This window comes from Streptomyces sp. YKOK-I1, from assembly GCF_054660435.1.
On record NZ_BAAGDR010000001.1, the window covers coordinates 8183566 to 8202028 of the forward strand.

Here is an 18463-nt window from a genome sequence, read left to right on the forward strand (position 1 = left end):
GAACCCCGGTGAACCCACCCGCACTCGACGCCCTCGACCTGAAGCTGCTCCAGGCGCTGCAGCTCGACGGCCGGGCGCCGTTCAGCCGTCTCGCCCAGGTCCTGGGGGTCTCCGACCAGACCGTCGCCCGCCGCTTCCGCAGGCTGCGCACCACCGCCGGGCTACGCGTCCTCGGCATGACCGACGAGGTCCGGCTCGGCCGCAGCAACTGGATCGTCCGGCTCTCCTGCACCCCCGACGTCGCCGACCCGCTCGCCGCCGCCCTCGCCCGCCGCCCCGACACCATGTACGTCGCCCTGATCTCCGGCGGCACCGAGGTGATGTGCGCGATGCGGCCCCGCAGCCGCCGCGAACGCGACGAACTCCTCCTCGGCCACCTCCGCCGCATCCCGCGCGTCACCTCGATCAGCGCCCACTGCCTCCTGCACTCCTTCTACGGCGGCCCCCTCGGCTGGCTCACCAAGACCGACGCCCTCACCCCCGACGAAGCCGCCGCACTGCGCCGGCCCCACCCCGAGGCCCCCGCCGGACCGGTCGGCGTCGACGCGGACGACGAACGCCTCCTCGCCCTGCTCCACGAGGACGGCCGCACCCCCCTCACCGCACTCCAGACCGCCACCGGCCTCACCGAGTCCGTGGTCGCCCGCCGTCTGGAGCGGCTGCTCGCGACCGGCGTGCTCTACTTCGACGTCCAGCACGACGTCGAACCCCTCGGCCAGGAGATCGAGGCACTGCTCTGGCTCACCGTGGAACCCGCCGCCCTGGCCGCCGTCGGCCACGCCCTGGCCGCCCACCCCGAGGTCCGCTTCGCCGCCGCCACCACCGGGCAGGCCAACCTCTTCGCCGCCACCCTGCACACCGGCCCCGGCGCCCTCTACGCCTACCTCAGCGAGCGCATCGGCGCCCTGGCGGGCGTACGGTCCGTCGAAACCCTCCTGACACTCCGCCAGGTGAAGCAACTCGCCTACGACCGGAGTCGCTCCCCGGGCGGCCGGGGAACCGCCCACTAGGCTCGGCACCCTCCAGCGGAAGGGAACGGGACGTGAAGATCCTGATCAGCGCCGACATGGAGGGCGCCACCGGCGTCACCTGGCCGGCCGACGTACTGCCCGGGACCCCGCAGTGGGAACGGTGCCGGTCGATGTTCACCTCCGACGTCAACGCCGCCGCCCTCGGCTTCTTCGACGGCGGCGCCGACGAGGTGCTCGTCAACGAGGCCCACTGGACCATGCGCAACCTCCTCCTCGAACGCCTCGACGACCGCGTCGAGATGCTCACCGGCCGCCACAAGTCCCTCTCCATGGTGGAAGGCGTCCAGCACGGGGACATCGACGGCATCGCCTTCGTCGGCTACCACGCCGGCGCAGGCATGGAGGGCGTCCTCGCCCACACCTACCTCGCCAACTCCCTCACCGGCGTCTGGCTGAACGACGTACGCGCCAGCGAGGGCCTCCTCAACGCACGTGTCGTCGCCGAGTACGGCGTCCCCGTCGTCCTGGTCACCGGCGACGACGTGGCCTGCGAGGACGCCCTCGGCTACGCCCCCGAGGCCCTGAAGGTGGCCGTCAAGGACCATGTCTCCCGCTACGCCGCCGTGTGCCGGACACCGGCCCGCACCGCCGCCGACATCCGCGCCGCGGCCAAGGAGGCGGCGGCCCTCGCCGTACGACGGGATCCGGCCGACGGCGGACCGTACACGGTCGCCGTCGAGGTCGACGCCGAACACCTCGCCCTCGCCGCCACCGTCGTACCCGGCGTGAGACGCACCGGCGAACGTAGGATCGCGTACACCAGCGGCACGATGTACGAGTGCATCCGCACCTTCAAGGCGGTCACCACCGTCGTCTCGGCCGCGATCGAGGAGCAGTACGGCTGAGCAGCGGTACGGCGGTACGGCAGAGCGGCAGAGCGGCAGGGCCGCACGGCGGGAACAGGAGCGGGATGGCTGACGCGCAGGCTCGGGACGAGGTCGTCCGGTTCACCTCCGACCTCATCCGTATCGACACCACCAACCGGGGCGGCGGCGACTGCCGGGAACGGCCCGCCGCCGAGTACGCGGCCGCACGGCTGGCCGACGCCGGCCTCGACCCCGTCCTCCTCGAACGCACCCCCGGACGCACCAACGTCGTCGCCCGCGTCGAGGGCACCGACCCCTCGGCCGACGCCCTGCTCCTCCACGGCCACCTCGACGTCGTCCCCGCCGAGGCCGCCGACTGGACCGTGCACCCCTTCTCCGGCGAGATCCGCGACGGGGTGGTGTGGGGCCGCGGCGCCGTCGACATGAAGAACATGGACGCGATGATCCTCGCCGTGGTGCGCGCCTGGGCCCGGCAGGGCGTGCGCCCCCGCCGCGACATCGTCCTCGCCTTCACCGCCGACGAGGAGGCCAACGCCGAGGACGGCGCCGGATTCCTCGCCGAGCGGCACGCCGCCCTCTTCGAAGGGTGCACCGAGGCCGTCGGCGAGTCCGGCGCGTTCACCTTCCACGACGGCGCCGGCCGCGAGATCTACCCCATCGCGGCGGGCGAGCGCGGCACCGGCTGGCTCCGCCTCACCGCCCGCGGCCGCGCCGGACACGGCTCCAAGGTCAACCGGGAGAACGCCGTCACCCGCCTCGCCGCCGCCGTCACCCGGATCGGCGAGCACGCCTGGCCGCTGCGCCTGACCCCCACCGTCCGCGCCGCCCTCACCGAACTCGCCGCCGTCTACGGCCTGGAGAGCTCCCTCCACGACCCCGAAGCCGTGGACATCCTGCTGGACAAGCTCGGCCCGGCCGCGTCCCTCGTCGAGGCGACGGTCCGCAACAGCGCCAACCCGACCATGCTGGAAGCCGGTTACAAGCTCAACGTCATCCCCGGCGAGGCCGTCGCCCATGTCGACGGACGCTATCTCCGGGGCACCGAGGACGAGTTCGCCGCCACCCTCGACGAACTCACCGGCCCCGACGTCGACTGGGAGTTCCGCCACCGCTCCGTCGCCCTCCAGGCACCCGTCGACGCCCCCCTCTACGCCAAGATGCGGGCCGCCGTCGAGGAGTTCGCCCCCGGGGGACACGTCGTGCCGTACTGCATGTCCGGCGGCACCGACGCCAAGCAGTTCTCGCTGCTCGGCATCGACGCCGCCTACGGCTTCGCCCCGCTGAAGCTGCCCGAGGGCTTCGACTACCAGGCCCTCTTCCACGGCGTCGACGAACGCGTCCCCGTCGAGGCCCTGCACTTCGGCGTCCAGGTCCTCGACCGGTTCCTGCGCACGGCCTAGACGAGCGGGGAGAACGTGCAGATCCTGCCGTACGGTTCCTGGCCCTCACCTCTCGACGCCCGCCTCGCCGCCGCCCACGACGGGCGGCCCGAGTACGTCGGTTTCGTCGGCGACGAGGTGTGGTGGACCGCGCCCCGCCCCACCGAGGACGGCCGCCGCACCCTCGTCCGCCGCCACCCCGACGGCACCGAGGAGTCGCTGCTGCCCCCGCCCTGGAACGTCCGCAGCCGCGTCCACGAGTACGGCGGCCACCCCTGGGCGGCCGCCCCGCTGGCCGACGGCCCGCTGCTGGTGTTCGTCCACCACGCCGACCAGCGTCTGTACATCCGCCGCCCCGGCCACGAGCCGCGCCCGTTGACACCCCTTTCCGCCCTCGGCGGCGGACTGCGCTGGGTGGAACCCCTGTTGCTCCTCGACCGGGGCGAAGTCTGGTGCGTCCTGGAGGAGTTCACCGGCCCCGCCCCCACCGACGTCCGCCGTCTCCTGGCCGCCGTCCCCCTCGACGGCTCGGCCGCCCACGACCGCGGCGCCGTCCGGGAACTCACCGGCGACCACCACCGCTTCCTCACCGGCCCCCGCCTCTCGCCCGACGGCCGGCACGCCGCCTGGCTGGTCTGGGACCACCCCCGGATGCCCTGGGACGGCACCGAGGTGATCGTCGCCGAGGTCACCCCGGCAGGGACCCTGAGCGGGGCACGGGTGGTGGCGGGCGGCCCGGAGGAGTCGATCACCCAGGTGGACTGGCAGCGGTCGACGGGCGGCGGTATGCGGTCCGCAGGCTTCGGTATGCAGTCCGCGGTCGACGGCGTCCGGTCCGCGGACGACGGTATGCAGTCCACCGGCGACCGTAGCCGGCCTCCCGTCGACCGCCTCCTGTATGCGAGCGACCGCACCGGCTGGTGGAACCTCTACCGGGACCACCAACCCCTCTGCCCTCGTGAGGAGGAGTTCGGCGGCGCCCTCTGGAAGCTCGGCCTGTGCTGGTTCGCCCCGCTGGACGACGGGCTCGTCGCCGTCGTGCACGGCCGGGGCGCCACCGCGCTCGGCATCCTCGACCCGGAGACCGGGGAACTGGTCGACGCGGCGGGGCCGTGGACGGAGTTCGCCCCGACGCTGGCCGTGCGCGGGAACCGGGTGGTCGCGGTGGCGGCCAGCCCGCGGACCGGCTACGAGGTGGTGGAGCTGGACGCCCGGACCGGCCGGGCCCGGGTGATCGGCGGCGCGCACGAGGACTCCGTGGATCCCGTGTACTACCCCGAGCCCCAGATCCGCACCTTCGCCGGCCCCGACGGGCGGGAGGTCCACGCCCACGTCTACCCACCGCACCACCCCGCCTGCGCGGCGCCCGGGCACGAGCTGCCGCCCTACGTGGTGTGGGCGCACGGCGGGCCCACCGACCGGACGCCGCTGGTGCTGGACCTGGAGATCGCCTACTTCACCTCCCGGGGCATCGGGGTCGCCGAGGTCGACTACGGCGGGTCGACCGGATACGGCCGGGAGTACCGGGAGCGGCTGCGCGAGCAGTGGGGAGTGGTGGACGTCGAGGACTGCGCCGCCGTCGCCCGGGCGCTCGCCGACGAGGGCACCGCCGACCGGGCCCGGCTGGCGATCCGCGGCGGCAGCGCCGGAGGCTGGACCGCCGCCGCCTCACTGACCGGAACCGAGGTGTATGCGTGCGCCACCATCCGGTATCCCGTACTGGACCTGGTGGGCTGGGCGACGGGCGGGACCCACGACCTGGAGTCCCGCTACCCGGACACCCTGGTGGGCCCGCTCGCCGAGGTGCCCGCCCGCTACGCGGAGCGCTCGCCCGTCGAGCACGCCGAGCGGATCACCGTACCGTTTCTGCTGTTGCAGGGCCTGGACGACGTGATCTGCCCGCCGGCCCAGTGCGACCGGTTCCTGGCCCGGCTGGCGGGACGGCCGGTGCCGTACGCCTACCTCGCGTTCGAGGGCGAGGGCCACGGCTTCCGGCGGGCCGGGACCACCGTGCGGGCGCTGGAGGCCGAGCTGTCCCTGTACGCTCAGGTGTTCGGGCTGCGCCCGCCCGGCATCCCCACCCTGGAGTTCACGCAGTGAAGGACCTCGTGCGGCCGTCCCGGCTGGCCCCCGGCGCCCGGGTGGCCGTCGTCGCCCCCAGCGGCCCCGTGGCGGAGGAGCGGCTCCAGGCCGGGCTCGATCTGCTGCGCGGCTGGGACCTCGACCCGGTGGCCGCGCCGCACGTCCTGGACCGCCACCCGGACCTCGGACATCTCGCCGGCACGGACGCCGACCGGGCCGCCGACCTCCAGCGGGCCTGGTGCGACCCGTCCGTGGACGCCGTGCTGTGCGCCCGCGGCGGCTACGGCGCGCAGCGCGTCGTCGACCTGCTGGACTGGGAGGCGATGCGGGCGGCCGGGCCCAAGGTGTTCGTCGGGTTCAGCGACAGCACCACGCTCCACGAGGCGTTCGCGGTCCGCCTCGGCCTGGTCACGCTCTACGGCCCGGTCGCCGCCGGCATCGACTTCGTCAAGAACGCCCGCGCCCAGGACCACCTCAGGGCCACCCTCTTCGCCCCCGAGACCGTCCGCACCCTCACCTCCGCCACCCCCGGCCGCGCCCTCGCCCCCGGCCGGGCCCGGGGCGTCACCCTCGGCGGCTGCCTCACCCTCCTCGCCACCGGACACGGCACCCCGCACACCCGGACCGGCGCGCGCGGTGGGCTGCTGCTCATCGAGGACGTGGCCGAACCGCCGTACGCCGTGGACCGCGCCCTCACCCAGCTGCTGCGCACCGGATGGCTGGACGGCGTCGCCGGGATCGCGCTCGGCTCCTGGGACCGCTGCGGGCCGTACGAGGAGCTGCGGCCGGTCTTCGCCGACCGGCTCGGCGGGCTCGGCGTGCCGGTCGTCGAGGAACTCGGCTTCGGGCACCGCGAGGGCGCGCTGACCGTGCCCTTCGGGGTGGGCGCCGAGCTCGACGCGGACGCCGGCACCCTCACCCTGGACGGGCCGGCCCTGCGCTGACGTGCGGGGCGGCCGTTCGCGGCCCACCCTGGACGTATGACCGCGAAGACCACGAAGACGGGGAAGTCCGCGAAGGCCTCCGGCACCCACCGCGGCTCCGGTGGCTGGCGCGCGTCGATGACACCCGGCCGGGTCACCATGATGGTGCTCGCCGCGCTCACTCTGATCTTCATCTTCGAGAACACCCAGGAGACGAAGATCAGACTGCTGATCCCCGAGGTGACCATGCCGCTGTGGGCGGCGCTGCTCGCCACCGGGCTGATCGGCGCGCTGTGCGGGGCGTACTTCGGCATGGGCCGCCGTCGCCGCTGACCGGCCGTAGGCTGACGGGATGCCGCACACCGCCTCCCGCCATCTCGCCGAGGGCCCCCGCGTGGGGATACGCCATTTCACCTATGCCGACGGGGCCGAGTTCACCGCGCGGGTCCGTGAGAGCGCGGACCTGCACCACCCGTGGCTGTTCCCGCCGGCCACCCCCGAGGCGTACGACGCCTACGCGGGACGGTTGATCGAGGACCCGACGAAGGCCGGGTTCCTGGTCTGCGAGACATCCGGCGACGTGCGGGGCGACGGCGCGATCGCCGGGTTCATCAACATCAACAACATCGTGCACGGCGCCTTCCAGTGCGGTGCGCTCGGCTACGGCGCCTTCGCGCACGCGGCCGGCCGCGGGCTGATGCGCGAGGGGCTCGACCTGGTGGTCGGGTACGCGTTCGGGCCGATGCGGCTGCACCGGCTGGAGATCAACGTGCAGCCGGGGAACGCCGCGTCGATCGCCCTCGCCCGCGCGTGCGGGTTCCGGCTGGAGGGATTCTCCCCGAAGATGATCAACATCGACGGGGAGTGGCGGGACCACGAACGATGGGCGCTCACCGCCGAGCTGCGGACTTCCGGTTGATCTTCATGGTGTCGAGGTCCGTCACCGTCGACCTCAGCCCGGCGAACCCGTAGCCGAGCTCGCGCAGGGCCGTCTCCGCCCGGTCCTCGGCGAGCGCGCCCGCCATCTCCTCGCCGTCCGCCGGGTCGGACACCACCACGAACCGCATCGAGAAGTGCTTCAGCGGCCGCGGCTCGTACGACAGCGTGCCCTCCTCGGTGAAGCGCATGCTGGTCATGCCGTGGTCGGCGGCCTCGGCGACCAGCCGGGCACGGGCCTCCTCGGTCAGACCGTCCCACGTACCCCGGACGATCACCCGGTAGGTGTGCCGCTCGCTCATGTTCGCTCCTCGCTCAACTCCTTGGACGGCCGAGGGTACGTCGGCGAGGATGCGGCGCATGCGGAATTTCGTCGTGGTCGACGCTCCCTCGAACCTGGGGCTGCGGCCGCCCGCGCCCGGTACCGTCCCCGGCTGCCACAAGCTCGCCGGCGCCCTGCGGGACCAGGGGATCCTGCGGCGGCTCGGCGCGGCCGAGGGCGGGGTGGTCGTGCCGCCGCGCTACGACCGGGGCGACTGGCAGGAGGGCGACGGCGTCTTCAACGCGGCCGCGCTCGCCGTGTACACCCGCCGGCTCGCCGACCGGATCGAACGGCATGTGCGGGCCGGCGGCTTTCCCGTCGTCCTCGGCGGGGACTGCTCGATCCAGCTCGGCGCGTCGCTCGCCCTGCGCCGCCTCGGCCGGTACGGGCTCGCGGTCGTGGACGCCTCGCCCGACTTCCGGCACCCGGGCAACTCCGACCGCGTCGGAGCCGCGGGCGGCGAGGAGGCCGCCCTCGCCACCGGCCGCGGCCAGCGCGACCTCACCAACCTGGAGGGCCTCGGCCCCTACCTCCGCGACGAGGACATCCGCTTCCTCGGCGTCCGTGACGCCTACCTCGAGGATCCCGAGGTCGTCGAACTCCGCGCCCTGAAGGTGCCCGTCGTCACGGTCGGCGAACTGCGCACCTGGGAACCCGAGGCACTCGGCGACGCCACCGCCCAGGCCTTCGAGATCCCCCAACTGGACGGCTTCTGGGTCCACTTGGACGCCGACGTCCTCGACCCGACGGTCATGCCGGCCGTGGACAGCCCCGACCCCGACGGACTGCTCCCCGGCGAACTCCTCGCCCTGCTGCGGCCGTTGCTCGCCTCCCCGCGCTGCGTCGGCCTCAACGTCACCATCTACGACCCCGACCTGGACCCCGACGGCACCGCCGGCGCCCTCCTCACCGACCTCGTGGTGTCCGCGCTCACCCCGGACACGACCTAGCCGACGGCACTGCGGTCGACGTACTCGTACACCGAGCCGTCCGGGTGGCGGACGATCAGGTTGCGGCCCGGCCGACGACCGGGGGAGAGGCGGAACTCGGCCACGCCGCCCGGCGCGCGGAACACGGCCCCGACCCCGGCGCCATGCCCCCGGCCGGCCCGGCCGCCGGTCTCGGCACCCCCTACCCGCCGATGCCGCCCGCCCCGCCCGGTACGGACACGGACAAGATCGACCCGGAGAACCCGCACCACCGGGCGTGACACCGCATGCCGGGCCCGGGCCGCGCACGTTTGGCCGTCCCGGCCGGGGGGACGCGGAAGTCCCGTACACGCGACACCCCGCACGGAGGTGATCCGTGGCACCGCCTCGCACCGTGAGCACCGGCGGAACCGGCGACCGCGACCGGCACGCCGCCGTGGTGGCGCCGACCCCCGAGGCCGTGAAGAACCGCCGGCGACCGGATTCGCCCGAACCCGACCCGACGGACGGCACCTCGGAGGAGGCCCGCCACGCCGCCATCGTGGCGCCGACCCCGGAGGTCGCCAAGCGCCGGTCCGGCGCCCGTGCGACCCGCCCCCGCCCCCCTTCCGAAGGAGGCCAGTTATCCGATGGACACCGCCGAACTCACCGCACTCACCGAACTCGGACAGCAGTTGCGCGTGGACAGTGTGCGTGCGGCCGCCGCCGCCGGTTCCGGGCATCCGACGTCGTCGATGTCGGCCGCGGACCTGATGGCGGTGCTGCTCGCGCACCACCTGCGCTACGACTTCGACCGTCCCGCCCACCCGGCCAACGACCGCTTCGTCCTCTCCAAGGGGCACGCCTCCCCCCTCCTGTACTCCGCCTACAAGGCGGCCGGCGCGATCGGCGACGACGAGCTGCTCACCTTCCGCACGCTCGGCAGCCGGCTGGAAGGGCATCCCACCCCGCAGCGGCTGCCCTGGGTCGAGACGGCCACCGGTTCGCTCGGCCAGGGCCTGCCCGTCGGCGTCGGCATCGCCCTCGCCGGCAAGCGACTGGACCGCACCGGCTACCGGGTGTGGGTGCTGTGCGGGGACAGCGAGCTCGCCGAGGGCTCGGTGTGGGAGGCCGCCGAGCACGCGGCGTACGAACATCTGGACGATCTCACCGCGATCGTCGACGTCAACCGGCTCGGCCAGCGCGGCCCGACCCGGCACGGCCACGACCTCGACGCCTACGCCCGCCGCTTCCAGGCCTTCGGCTGGCACACCGTGGAGATCGACGGCCACGACGTGGCCGCGATCGACCGGGCGTACGGCGAGGCGGTCTCCACCCGGGGGCAGCCCACCGTGATCCTCGCCCGTACCCTCAAGGGCCGCGGCGTGGCGGGCGTCCAGGACCGCGAGGGCCTGCACGGCAAGCCGCTGCCCGACCCCGACGAGGCGATCGAGGAACTGGGCGGCCCGCGCGACCTGCGCGTCGAGGTCCATGAGCCGCCTGCCGCGCGCGCACTGCGCTCCGTCCCCACCGGACGGCCGGACCTGCCCCGCTGGGAGAAGGACTCCGGCGAGCAGGTCGCCACCCGGGACGCCTACGGGCAGGCCCTCGCCGCCCTCGGCGCCGCCCGCCCCGACGTCGTCGCCCTGGACGGCGAGGTGAGCGACTCGACGCGCGCCGAGTACTTCGCCAAGGAACACCCCGACCGCTTCTTCGAGTGCTACATCGCCGAACAGCAGCTCGTCGCCGCCGCGGTCGGTCTCGCGACGCGCGGCTGGGTGCCGTACGCCTCCACGTTCGCCGCCTTCCTGACCCGCGCCCACGACTTCGTGCGGATGGCGTCCGTCAGCGGTGCCGGCATCAACCTGGTCGGCTCGCACGCGGGCGTCGCCATCGGGCAGGACGGGCCCTCGCAGATGGGGCTGGAGGACCTCGCGATGTTCCGGGCCGTACAGGGCTCGACCGTGCTCTACCCGTGCGACGCCAACCAGACCGCGCGGCTGGTCACCGCCATGGCCGGGCTCGACGGCATCCGCTACCTGCGCACCTCGCGCGGCGGCGGCCCGGCGCTGTACGGGCCCGACGAGGAGTTCCCGATCGGCGGCAGCAAGGTGCTGCGCGCCTCCGACCGCGACCGGATGACGATCGTCGCGGCCGGGGTCACCGTCCCCGAGGCCCTCTCGGCGGCCGACGCGCTGGCGGGCGCGGGCATCGCGGTCCGGGTCGTCGACCTGTACTCGGTCAAGCCGGTCGACCGGGTCACCCTGCGCCGCGCGGCCGAGGAGACCGGTGCTCTGCTGACGGTGGAGGACCATCATCCGCAGGGCGGCCTCGGCGACGCCGTCCTCGACGCGTTCCTCGACGGCCGTCCCGTGCCCCGGCTGGCGCGGCTCGCGGTCCGTACGACACCGGGCTCCGCGTCCCCGGCCGAGCAGCTGCACGCCGCGGGCATCGACGCCGAGTCGATCGCCGCGTCCGTCCGGCTGCTGGTGGAGACGGCGGTCGTGCCGTGAGCCGGGACCACGCTCGCGGCCGGAAAGCGGCTGAACCTGACCCCGCAGGCGGTCACGGAGCTGCTGTCGCAGCAGCTGAAGGACAAGCGCCACCGGCGCCCTGGTCGAACGCCGGACGGAGGCCCTCGCCGACCGGCTGCACGACCGCACCTCGGAGGTGCGCGACCAGCTGGAGAGCGGGATGTCCGACAACGAGGAGGACGACTCCGAGGCCGAGGCGGAGTACGAGGGCGGAGGGGACGCAGGGGACGAGGGGACACAGAGGACACGGGAAAGACCGAGGACGGAGGGTGCCAGGGCACCACGAAGGGTGTCGTCTCCTTCCACCGTCCATCTGGCGTGCCCAGGGCCGCCGCGCCCGGCTGGGCCTGACGAACTTCGCCCGCTTCATCAGGCTCAACACCTCCCACGAGGACGCGGTAGCGGAGGAGGACGCCCGGGAGGACGATGAGGGGAACCGGGAGGAGGACGAGGAGTACGAGGACGACGAAGAGGAGGGTGAGCCCGAGGACGAGTACGACGAGGAGGAGCCCGAGGACGACTACGAGCAGGAACCGGAGGACGCCTGTCATCGCCGGCGGCATCCGGATCAACCTGCTCGACATCGAGCTGCTCACCGTCAAGCTCCGGCTCGTGGTGCGACTGGTGGGCGACCCGGGTGCGCGCCCGGCTCAACCGCCTCGAGGAACTGGCCCCGGCACGTGCCCCGCAGGACGTCCGTGAGGAGAGTCTCGATGACCGGACTGCGTTACGTCTACGCCGTGTGCCGGCCGCTCGGCGCACCCTTGCAGGCCGATCTGACGGGGGTCGCGGGCGATCCGCCCCGGCTGCTCACCCACCACGGTCTGATCGCCGTGGTCAGCCACGTACCGGAACGGGACTTCTCCGAGGAGGCGCTGCGCCGCCATCTGGAGGACCTGGACTGGCTGGCCGCCACCGCCCGCGCCCATCAGCAGGTCGTCGACGCGCTCACCGCCGTCACGACCCCGCTCCCGCTGCGGCTCGCCACCGTCTTCCGTGACGACAGCGGCGTACGCGTGATGATGGAGCAGCAGGAGGACCACTTCCGCCGCACGCTGGACCGGCTGACCGGGCGTGTGGAGTGGGGCGTCAAGGTGTACGTCGAACCGGAGCCCGAGCCGGTGACGGCCGCGCCGTCGCCCGTGCGGCCCGCCTCCGGGCGGGACTCTCTCCAGCAGCGCCGGCGGCAGGCCAGGACACAGGAGGACACCTTGCAGCGCGCCGAGCGGTTCGCGGCCCGGCTGCACTCCACGCTCCGCGCGCACGCCGAGGACGCCCGGCTCCATCCGCCGCGGAACTCCACGCTTTCCGCGGCCGGCGCGGGGCAGAACGTGCTGAACGCCGCCTATCTCGTGCCGCGCGCCCGGTCCGAGGAGTTCGTGGAGATCGTGGACCGCACGAAGGGCGAGGAACCCGGAATCCGCGTGGAACTCACCGGACCGTGGGCCGCCTATTCGTTCGTCGAGCAGGCCGAAGAAGTCGAGCAGGCCGAAGAAGAGGGTGGCGAGGAGAAAATGAGCCCTTGAGGGCCCGTGGGAAAACCGTGGTGTGAACCTCCTGCGGCCATGGCTCAGGCGTTCTTTCGGCACAGGATCTCTCCGTGCAGCACGGCGAACCAGCCGTCCTCCTGCCGGCCCCACTCCCGCCAGGCCTCCGACACGGCCCGCAGCTGCTCCGGCGTGGCGTGCCCGCCCTCGACGGCGCGTTCCGCGTACGCCGACGCCAGGGTCCGGTCGGCCCACAGGCCGCTCCACCACGCCCGCTCCTGCGGGCTGCTGAACGTCCAGGTGGCGGAGGTCGCCGTGATGTCGGTGAAACCGGCTGCCAGCGCCCAGGACTTCAGCCGCCGTCCGGCGTCCGGCTCGCCCCCGTTGGCCCGTGCCACCCGCCGGTACAGGTCCTGCCAGTCGTCCATGCCGGGCGAGGCGGGGTGCCAGATCATCGCCGAGTAGTCCGAGTCGCGCACCGCGACGTACCCGCCCGGCTTCGTCACCCGCCGCATCTCGCGCAGCGCCTGCACCGGATCGCCGACGTGCTGGAGCACCTGGTGGGCGTGGACCACGCAGAACGAGTCGTCCGGGTGTTCCAGTGCGTGGACGTCGGCGACGGCGAAGTCGACGTTGGTCAGGCCCCGGTCGGCGGCGGTGGCCCGCGCCTGTTCCAGGACGTCCTCGGCGCGGTCGACACCGGTGACGTGCCCGTCGGGGACCAGGGCCGCCAGGTCGGCGGTGATCGTGCCCGGGCCGCAGCCGATGTCCAGGATCCGCATGTGCGGCTTCAGCGAACCGAGCAGGTAGGCCGCGGAGTTGGCGGCGGTTCGCCAGGTGTGGGAACGCAGCACCGACTCGTGGTGCCCGTGGGTGTAGACGGCGGTCTCCTGTGCCTTCGGCATGGCTCGGTCCCTCTTCTCGACGTACCGGCCCCCGGGCTCGGGGAGTCCGGGGCGATGCTCGTCACCGTACGCGCATCGACCGCATCTTGAGACCATCTGTTTTGCCATGTGGACTGACTGGGCGTCAGAAAGTGGTCGGCTACCCTGAAGCCGCCGCCTCCCGCGCGGGCGGCGTCCGCGACCGGGAGGGTCCCCGTATGCGCCTGCTGCTCGTCCGCCACGGCCAGACCCCCACGAACGTCCACTGCCTCCTCGACACCGCCGCCCCCGGCCCCGGCCTCACCGCGCTCGGCGAGCAGCAGGCGGCCGCCCTGGTCGACGCCCTCGCAGGCGAGCACCTCGACGCGGTGTACGCCTCCACCCTGGTGCGCACCCAGCTCACCGCCGCCCCCCTGGCCGCCGCCCGCGGCCTCGACGTGCAGGTCCGCGACGGCATCCGCGAGGTCTTCGCGGGAGACCTGGAGATGCGGCCCGGCGAGTCCCCGCAGGCCGCGCTCTACATGCGCACGGTGTTCGCCTGGGCCGACGGCGACCTGGACCTGCGGATGCCGGGCGGCGAGAGCGGCGCCGAGTTCCTCGCCCGCTACGACGCCGTGGTCGCCGAGGCCGCCGCCGGTGCGTCGGCCGCGGCCCTGGTCAGCCACGGCGCCGCCATCCGCACCTGGACCGCCGCCCGCGCCCGCAACGTCGACGTCCCCTTCGCCGCCGCCCACCGCCTAGCCAACACCGGCGCGGTGATCCTGGAGGGCGACCCCGTGTCCGGCTGGCAGGTCCTGACCTGGGCGGGCGCCACGGTGCGGCCGGCGGGCGAGGGCGGCCCGGCGGGCGAGCCCGCCACCGGGGACCGGGAGGATTAAGAGTTTGCCGCCCGGCGGGGGCGGACCGCAGAATGCCTCCTCATGGGACACCTGGAAGCCGCGCACCTCGAGTACTACCTCCCCGACGGGAGGGCGCTGCTCGGCGACGTGTCCTTCCGGGTGGGCGAAGGGGCCGTGGTCGCCCTGGTCGGCCCCAACGGCGCCGGCAAGACCACCCTGCTGCGCCTGATCTCCGGCGAGCTGAAGCCCCACGGCGGCACCGTGACCGTCAGCGGCGGCCTCGGCGTGATGCGCCAGTTCGTCGGTTCCGTACGCGACGAGACGACCGTGCGCGATCTGCTGGTGTCGGTGTCCTCGCCCCGGATCCAGGACGTCGCGAAGGCCGTCGACCGGGCCGAGCACGCGATCATGACCGTCGACGACGAGGCCGCCCAGCTCCAGTACGCGCAGGCCCTCTCCGACTGGGCCGAGGTCCGCGGCTACGAGGCCGAGACGCTGTGGGACATGTGCACCACGGCCGCGCTCGGGGTGCCGTACGACAAGGCGCAGTTCCGGCTCGTGCGCACGCTCTCCGGCGGCGAGCAGAAGCGGCTCGTGCTCGAGGCCCTGCTGCGCGGCACCGACGAGGTGCTGCTGCTCGACGAGCCCGACAACTACCTCGACGTCCCCGGCAAGCGCTGGCTGGAGGAGCGGCTCAAGGAGACCCGCAAGACGGTCCTCTTCGTCTCCCACGACCGCGAACTCCTCTCCCGCGCCGCCGAGAAGATCGTCTCCGTGGAGCCCTCGCCCACCGGCGCCGACGCCTGGGTGCACGGCGGCGGCTTCGCCACCTACCACGACGCCCGCCGTCAACGCTTCGCCCGCTTCGAGGAGTTGCGCCGCCGCTGGGACGAGAAGCACGCCCAGCTGAAGAAGCTCGTGCTGAACCTCCGTCAGGCCGCCTCCATCAGCCCCGACATGGCCTCCCGCTACGCGGCCGCCCAGACCAGGCTGCGCAAGTTCGAGGAGGCCGGCCCGCCGCCGGAGCCGCCGCGCGAGCAGGACATCAAGATGCGTCTCAAGGGCGGCCGCACGGGCGTACGGGCCGTCACCTGCAAGGGACTTGAGCTCACCGGCCTGATGAAACCGTTCGACCTGGAGGTCTTCTACGGCGAACGGGTCGCCGTCCTCGGCTCCAACGGCTCCGGCAAGTCCCACTTCCTGCGCCTCCTCGCCGGCGACGGCGTGGCCCACACCGGCGAGTGGAAGCTCGGCGCGCGGGTCGTGGCCGGGCACTTCGCCCAGACCCACGCCCACCCCGAGCTCCAGGGCCGCACCCTCCTCGACATCCTGTGGAAGGAGCACGCCCAGGACCGGGGCGCGGCGATGTCCCGGCTGCGCCGCTACGAGCTCACCCAGCAGGCCGAACAGGCCTTCGACAAGCTCTCCGGCGGCCAGCAGGCCCGCTTCCAGATCCTGCTGCTGGAACTGGAGGGCGTGACCGCGCTCCTGCTCGACGAGCCGACCGACAACCTCGACCTGGAATCCGCCGAGGCGCTCCAGGAGGGGCTGGAGGCCTTCGAGGGCACGGTCCTCGCCGTCACCCACGACCGCTGGTTCGCCCGCTCCTTCGACCGCTACCTCGTCTTCGGCAGCGACGGCCGGGTCCGCGAGACGCCGGAGCCGGTGTGGGACGAACGACGGGTGGAGCGCGCCCGGTAGCGGACGCCCGGGGGCCCGGGGGGCCGAATGTTCGTACAGTGGAGTGGACGCAGTAGGCGGAACGACGAGCGGGGCACCACCATGACCGGAGTCGACCCTGACCGGCTGGACGACCAGCAGCTCATGAAAGAGCTGGAGACGATCCACCGCACGCGCCACGACACCCTGCTGTACGGCTCGAACGACGCCCTGCGCGCCCACAACGACCGCATGGCCCGGCTGGAGGGCGAGTACCTGCGCCGCAACCCGCGCCGCTTCGTCGCCCCCGGCCGCACCCGCGAGGGGGCCAGGGAACGAGCCGTCGCGGCGAACGGGGGCCGCGGCGCACGCCCGGCGACCGGGACGGCCGCGGCGGAGACTCCGGTCGGCAAGTGGGGGCCGGGCTCGGCGGGCGGGGGCTCCGGGGCGAGGTGAGCGGACGGACGGCCGCGGCGGCCGTCCGGGCGCGAGGCGGCCCCGGGATCCGCGGTCGGATCCTGGGGCCGCCCTGTTCAGCGCTGTGCCTTACTGGCCGCTGTCCTCGCCGCCATCGGCCTGGACGCTGCCGTTGCCGTTGCCGTTGATGCAGCTGTACTGGGCGCCGTTGTCCTGGTTGGCCGACCCGAGGCCGAGCAGCGCTCCGAGTCCGAGGTTCAGCTTCGAGAGGTTCACCAGGCCGACGTTGACCTCGCCCGTCTGGGTGCAGTTCTGGGCGTTGCCGTCCGAGCCGCCGTAGGCGGAGGCGGCGCCCGCACCGGCCAGGGTGAGGCTGCCGATCATTGCGGCCACGAGGCCGGCCTTGCGAAGCGTGCGCATTACATCCCCTTTGCTTTCTGGGTGGTGTGTCTCGTGATGTAACTGAACGTTACGAGTGTGCACCGTATGTTACGATTGCACCTTTTGCACCCCAACACGCCGACCCATTCACGGCAACCACCGGCATGCCACTCGGGGGACACGGGGCCGCCGAAGTCGCCTGTTCGGAGCTGTACCGCGGACCTCAGCGGCCTCAGCGGCCTCAGCGGCCGCTCGCGACCACCGCCTCGGCCAGTTCGGACGCGTTGGCGTAGCGCTTCCTGTGCGACAGCCGGTGCACGGCGTCCACCAGCGCGTCGGGCGCGTTCTCGCGGCGCAGGGCCACGGACAGCTCCCGCGGATCCGCGGGGAAGGAACCGCGCCCCAGGATCCGGCCCAGCTCCTGCCGGACCGTCGCCAGCGACGCCTGGGGGGAGCCCGGTACCACCGGACCGCCCCAGATCTGCGGATCGTCCTCGGCGGACGGCTCCGGATCGTGCCACTCCGTGGACCGCGTGGGGTGTCCCGAGCGGAGCAGGCCCTGCAACTCGTGCTTCATCTCTTCGTCCCGGTGCACGCTCAACCGGTCGCTGCCTCGCTGCATGTCTCCCTCCAGATCTTCGGGCTGGGCCCACCGCGTACCCGGGCCCCGGGGGCCGACACGGGATCCCGGGGATCCTTCACCGCCGCGCGCCCCTGGCCGGGTGCCCGGCCTGCGTTCCGCAGGTCACCCGTGTGGCGGGCCCCGTCCCGCCAATGGACCGTGGCCGCGCGCGGTCGCGCGGGTCTGCGGCTGTGATGGGGGCGGGGCGTGAACGCCGTGCCCCGTCCTCGTCGGCCGAAGGAGCCGTCCCATGCGCCGCACCGCCCCCTTCCTCCTCGCCGCCGCCCTGCTGGTCGCCGCCGGGCCGGTCGCGGCCGCCGATCCGGCGGCCGAGGTCGGCCCGGGCAGCGTCGCCCCCGGGGGCAGCGTCACCGTGTCGGTCACCTGCGACCCCCTCGGCGGCACCGCCCCGGAGACCCTGGACGCCGCCTCACAGGCGTTCTCCGCGGGGACCGTCAAGCTGACCAAGGTCCCCGGCGCCGACGGGACCGCCGCCGGGCCCGCCTACCAGGGCAGCGCCCTCGTCGCCGCCGGCCTCGGCGCGGACGACGGCGGGCTCGGCCCGGACACCGCCTGGACCGTCGACGGCACCTGCCCGGCACCCCCCGGCGGCCAGGGCAGCCCCTGGAGCGCCACCTTCGACGTCAACCGGCCCACCACCGCGGACGGCACCACCGGCGGGGACGGGGGCGGGGGCGCAGACACGGGAGCGGACGGGGGAACCGGCGGGAGCGCAGGCGCGGGCCTGGACGGGGGAGCGGGTCTCGACGCAGGCGTCGGTGCGGATCTCGGTGCGGATCTCGGTCCCGATCTCGGCGGGGCTGTCGGTGGAGGCGTCGGCGGGGGCGGCATCCCGCCCTGCCCCCTGACCCCCGGCCAGAGCGCCCCCTCCTGCGACGGCGGCCGCGCCTGCCCGCACGACAAGCCCTGCCCCACCGCCCGCCCCACGCAGCACCCCACGGAGCGTCCCACCGCCCCGGCCTCCGTCGACCACGGCGTACGGGCCGGCACGGGCGGCGCCTTCCGTGACTCCGTGCCCGCCCTCGTCGCCGGCGGACTGCTCATCGCGGGCGCGTTCGGCGCCGCCGCCCACCGGCTGCTGCGCCGCCGCAGGACCCCGGCGGACGCCTGACCCGGCCCGACGGCCGGCCCGGCCCCCGCTGTGACCGGCGCGACGCGGGCGGGCGGCCATGGGCCCGGGACCCACGGGGTACACACAGCACGGGGGCACG

At 73.9% G+C, this 18463-nt stretch carries 18 protein-coding genes and 2 pseudogenes; 15 read left to right on the plus strand and 5 right to left on the minus strand.

The window, feature by feature from the left end:
- The first annotated feature begins 8 nt into the window (after window positions 1-8).
- The 7 genes from ACYQ8Q_RS36280 (at window position 9) to ACYQ8Q_RS36310 (ending at window position 7161) form a co-directional block, all read left to right on the plus strand.
- Window positions 9-1010 carry an Lrp/AsnC family transcriptional regulator gene (locus tag ACYQ8Q_RS36280; RefSeq protein WP_460070913.1) on the plus strand — a complete coding sequence of 334 codons (1002 nt, stop codon included), beginning with the start codon at window positions 9-11 and terminating at the stop codon, window positions 1008-1010.
- A 32-nt stretch (window positions 1011-1042) separates the two neighbouring features.
- Window positions 1043-1876, plus strand: coding sequence for a M55 family metallopeptidase (locus tag ACYQ8Q_RS36285; RefSeq protein ID WP_460070914.1), 834 nt, complete (start codon window positions 1043-1045; stop codon window positions 1874-1876).
- A gap of 65 nt (window positions 1877-1941) precedes the next feature.
- Window positions 1942-3258, plus strand: a complete 1317-nt coding sequence (locus ACYQ8Q_RS36290; protein ID WP_460070915.1) for a M20/M25/M40 family metallo-hydrolase — start codon at window positions 1942-1944, stop codon at window positions 3256-3258.
- Between the two features lie 15 nt (window positions 3259-3273).
- Window positions 3274-5337: a S9 family peptidase gene (locus ACYQ8Q_RS36295; RefSeq protein ID WP_460070917.1), complete on the plus strand. Its 2064-nt coding sequence runs from the start codon at window positions 3274-3276 to the stop codon at window positions 5335-5337.
- Window positions 5334-6263, plus strand: coding sequence for a S66 peptidase family protein (locus tag ACYQ8Q_RS36300; protein WP_460070919.1), 930 nt, complete (start codon window positions 5334-5336; stop codon window positions 6261-6263). The genes ACYQ8Q_RS36295 and ACYQ8Q_RS36300 overlap by 4 nt, the downstream gene beginning before the upstream one ends.
- Window positions 6264-6299: 36 nt before the next feature.
- The gene (locus ACYQ8Q_RS36305) at window positions 6300-6575 is read left to right on the plus strand and encodes a LapA family protein (protein ID WP_460070920.1); all 276 of its coding nucleotides are present in this window, start codon (window positions 6300-6302) and stop codon (window positions 6573-6575) included.
- 19 nt (window positions 6576-6594) lie between these two features.
- Window positions 6595-7161, plus strand: a complete 567-nt coding sequence (locus ACYQ8Q_RS36310; RefSeq protein ID WP_460070921.1) for a GNAT family N-acetyltransferase — start codon at window positions 6595-6597, stop codon at window positions 7159-7161.
- Here ACYQ8Q_RS36310 and ACYQ8Q_RS36315 read toward each other — a convergent pair.
- Complete coding sequence (locus tag ACYQ8Q_RS36315) at window positions 7133-7480, minus strand: DUF6204 family protein (protein ID WP_460070922.1); 348 nt, start codon at window positions 7478-7480, stop codon at window positions 7133-7135. The genes ACYQ8Q_RS36310 and ACYQ8Q_RS36315 overlap by 29 nt on opposite strands.
- Before the next feature lie 58 nt (window positions 7481-7538).
- Between ACYQ8Q_RS36315 and ACYQ8Q_RS36320 the strand changes: the two genes are divergently transcribed.
- Window positions 7539-8450, plus strand: coding sequence for an arginase family protein (locus tag ACYQ8Q_RS36320; protein WP_460070923.1), 912 nt, complete (start codon window positions 7539-7541; stop codon window positions 8448-8450).
- Here the strand turns inward: ACYQ8Q_RS36320 and ACYQ8Q_RS36325 are convergent.
- Complete coding sequence (locus tag ACYQ8Q_RS36325; RefSeq protein ID WP_460070924.1) at window positions 8447-8575, minus strand: hypothetical protein; 129 nt, start codon at window positions 8573-8575, stop codon at window positions 8447-8449. The two genes, ACYQ8Q_RS36320 and ACYQ8Q_RS36325, sit on opposite strands and share 4 nt — an antisense overlap.
- A gap of 483 nt (window positions 8576-9058) precedes the next feature.
- Between ACYQ8Q_RS36325 and ACYQ8Q_RS36330 the strand changes: the two genes are divergently transcribed.
- The 3 genes and pseudogenes from ACYQ8Q_RS36330 (at window position 9059) to ACYQ8Q_RS36340 (ending at window position 12468) form a co-directional block, all read left to right on the plus strand.
- Window positions 9059-10921 carry a transketolase gene (locus tag ACYQ8Q_RS36330; protein ID WP_460070925.1) on the plus strand — a complete coding sequence of 621 codons (1863 nt, stop codon included), beginning with the start codon at window positions 9059-9061 and terminating at the stop codon, window positions 10919-10921.
- Between the two features lie 567 nt (window positions 10922-11488).
- Window positions 11489-11569, plus strand: a pseudogene (gene gvpJ / locus ACYQ8Q_RS36335) (gas vesicle protein GvpJ); the annotation flags it as partial.
- A gap of 86 nt (window positions 11570-11655) precedes the next feature.
- Entirely contained in the window at window positions 11656-12468 is an 813-nt protein-coding gene (locus ACYQ8Q_RS36340; protein ID WP_460070926.1) for a GvpL/GvpF family gas vesicle protein, read from the plus strand.
- 44 nt (window positions 12469-12512) lie between these two features.
- On the opposite strand, the gene ACYQ8Q_RS36345 is transcribed toward ACYQ8Q_RS36340, so the two are convergent.
- Window positions 12513-13334 (minus strand): methyltransferase domain-containing protein, encoded by an 822-nt coding sequence (locus tag ACYQ8Q_RS36345; protein ID WP_460070927.1) that lies wholly within the window; start codon window positions 13332-13334, stop codon window positions 12513-12515.
- 197 nt (window positions 13335-13531) lie between these two features.
- Here ACYQ8Q_RS36345 and ACYQ8Q_RS36350 point away from each other — a divergent pair, with 197 nt between their 5' ends.
- From ACYQ8Q_RS36350 to ACYQ8Q_RS36360, 3 genes and pseudogenes are all read left to right on the plus strand, one after another.
- A complete protein-coding gene (locus ACYQ8Q_RS36350; RefSeq protein WP_460070928.1) occupies window positions 13532-14191 on the plus strand; it encodes a histidine phosphatase family protein in 660 nt (219 codons plus the stop codon).
- A gap of 42 nt (window positions 14192-14233) precedes the next feature.
- Window positions 14234-15853, plus strand: a complete 1620-nt coding sequence (locus tag ACYQ8Q_RS36355; protein WP_460070929.1) for an ABC-F family ATP-binding cassette domain-containing protein — start codon at window positions 14234-14236, stop codon at window positions 15851-15853.
- A gap of 27 nt (window positions 15854-15880) precedes the next feature.
- Window positions 15881-16159, plus strand: a pseudogene (locus ACYQ8Q_RS36360) (DUF6158 family protein); the annotation flags it as partial.
- Window positions 16160-16357: 198 nt separating this feature from the next.
- On the opposite strand, the gene ACYQ8Q_RS36365 reads toward ACYQ8Q_RS36360, so the two are convergent.
- Window positions 16358-16648: a hypothetical protein gene (locus tag ACYQ8Q_RS36365; protein WP_460070930.1), complete on the minus strand. Its 291-nt coding sequence runs from the start codon at window positions 16646-16648 to the stop codon at window positions 16358-16360.
- A 202-nt stretch (window positions 16649-16850) separates the two neighbouring features.
- On the minus strand, window positions 16851-17231 hold the full coding sequence (locus tag ACYQ8Q_RS36370; protein ID WP_460070931.1) for a DUF2795 domain-containing protein: 381 nt from the start codon (window positions 17229-17231) through the stop codon (window positions 16851-16853).
- A 250-nt stretch (window positions 17232-17481) separates the two neighbouring features.
- Between ACYQ8Q_RS36370 and ACYQ8Q_RS36375 the strand changes: the two genes are divergently transcribed.
- The gene (locus tag ACYQ8Q_RS36375; protein ID WP_460070932.1) at window positions 17482-18363 is read left to right on the plus strand and encodes a hypothetical protein; all 882 of its coding nucleotides are present in this window, start codon (window positions 17482-17484) and stop codon (window positions 18361-18363) included.
- Window positions 18364-18463: the final 100 nt, after the last annotated feature.

Excerpts from the sequence above, each read along its gene's own strand:
- ACYQ8Q_RS36345 (WP_460070927.1), bottom strand. The coding sequence starts at position 13,334 with ATGCCGAAGGCACAGGAGACCGCCGTCTACACCCACGGGCACCACGAG.
- ACYQ8Q_RS36355 (WP_460070929.1), top strand. The coding sequence starts at position 14,234 with ATGGGACACCTGGAAGCCGCGCACCTCGAGTACTACCTCCCCGACGGG.
- ACYQ8Q_RS36365 (WP_460070930.1), bottom strand. The coding sequence starts at position 16,648 with ATGCGCACGCTTCGCAAGGCCGGCCTCGTGGCCGCAATGATCGGCAGC.
- ACYQ8Q_RS36290 (WP_460070915.1), top strand. The coding sequence starts at position 1,942 with ATGGCTGACGCGCAGGCTCGGGACGAGGTCGTCCGGTTCACCTCCGAC.
- ACYQ8Q_RS36305 (WP_460070920.1), top strand. The coding sequence starts at position 6,300 with ATGACCGCGAAGACCACGAAGACGGGGAAGTCCGCGAAGGCCTCCGGC.
- ACYQ8Q_RS36320 (WP_460070923.1), top strand. The coding sequence starts at position 7,539 with ATGCGGAATTTCGTCGTGGTCGACGCTCCCTCGAACCTGGGGCTGCGG.
- ACYQ8Q_RS36310 (WP_460070921.1), top strand. The coding sequence starts at position 6,595 with ATGCCGCACACCGCCTCCCGCCATCTCGCCGAGGGCCCCCGCGTGGGG.
- ACYQ8Q_RS36315 (WP_460070922.1), bottom strand. The coding sequence starts at position 7,480 with ATGAGCGAGCGGCACACCTACCGGGTGATCGTCCGGGGTACGTGGGAC.
- ACYQ8Q_RS36375 (WP_460070932.1), top strand. The coding sequence starts at position 17,482 with ATGCGCCGCACCGCCCCCTTCCTCCTCGCCGCCGCCCTGCTGGTCGCC.
- ACYQ8Q_RS36370 (WP_460070931.1), bottom strand. The coding sequence starts at position 17,231 with ATGCAGCGAGGCAGCGACCGGTTGAGCGTGCACCGGGACGAAGAGATG.
- ACYQ8Q_RS36340 (WP_460070926.1), top strand. The coding sequence starts at position 11,656 with ATGACCGGACTGCGTTACGTCTACGCCGTGTGCCGGCCGCTCGGCGCA.
- ACYQ8Q_RS36350 (WP_460070928.1), top strand. The coding sequence starts at position 13,532 with ATGCGCCTGCTGCTCGTCCGCCACGGCCAGACCCCCACGAACGTCCAC.
- ACYQ8Q_RS36330 (WP_460070925.1), top strand. The coding sequence starts at position 9,059 with ATGGACACCGCCGAACTCACCGCACTCACCGAACTCGGACAGCAGTTG.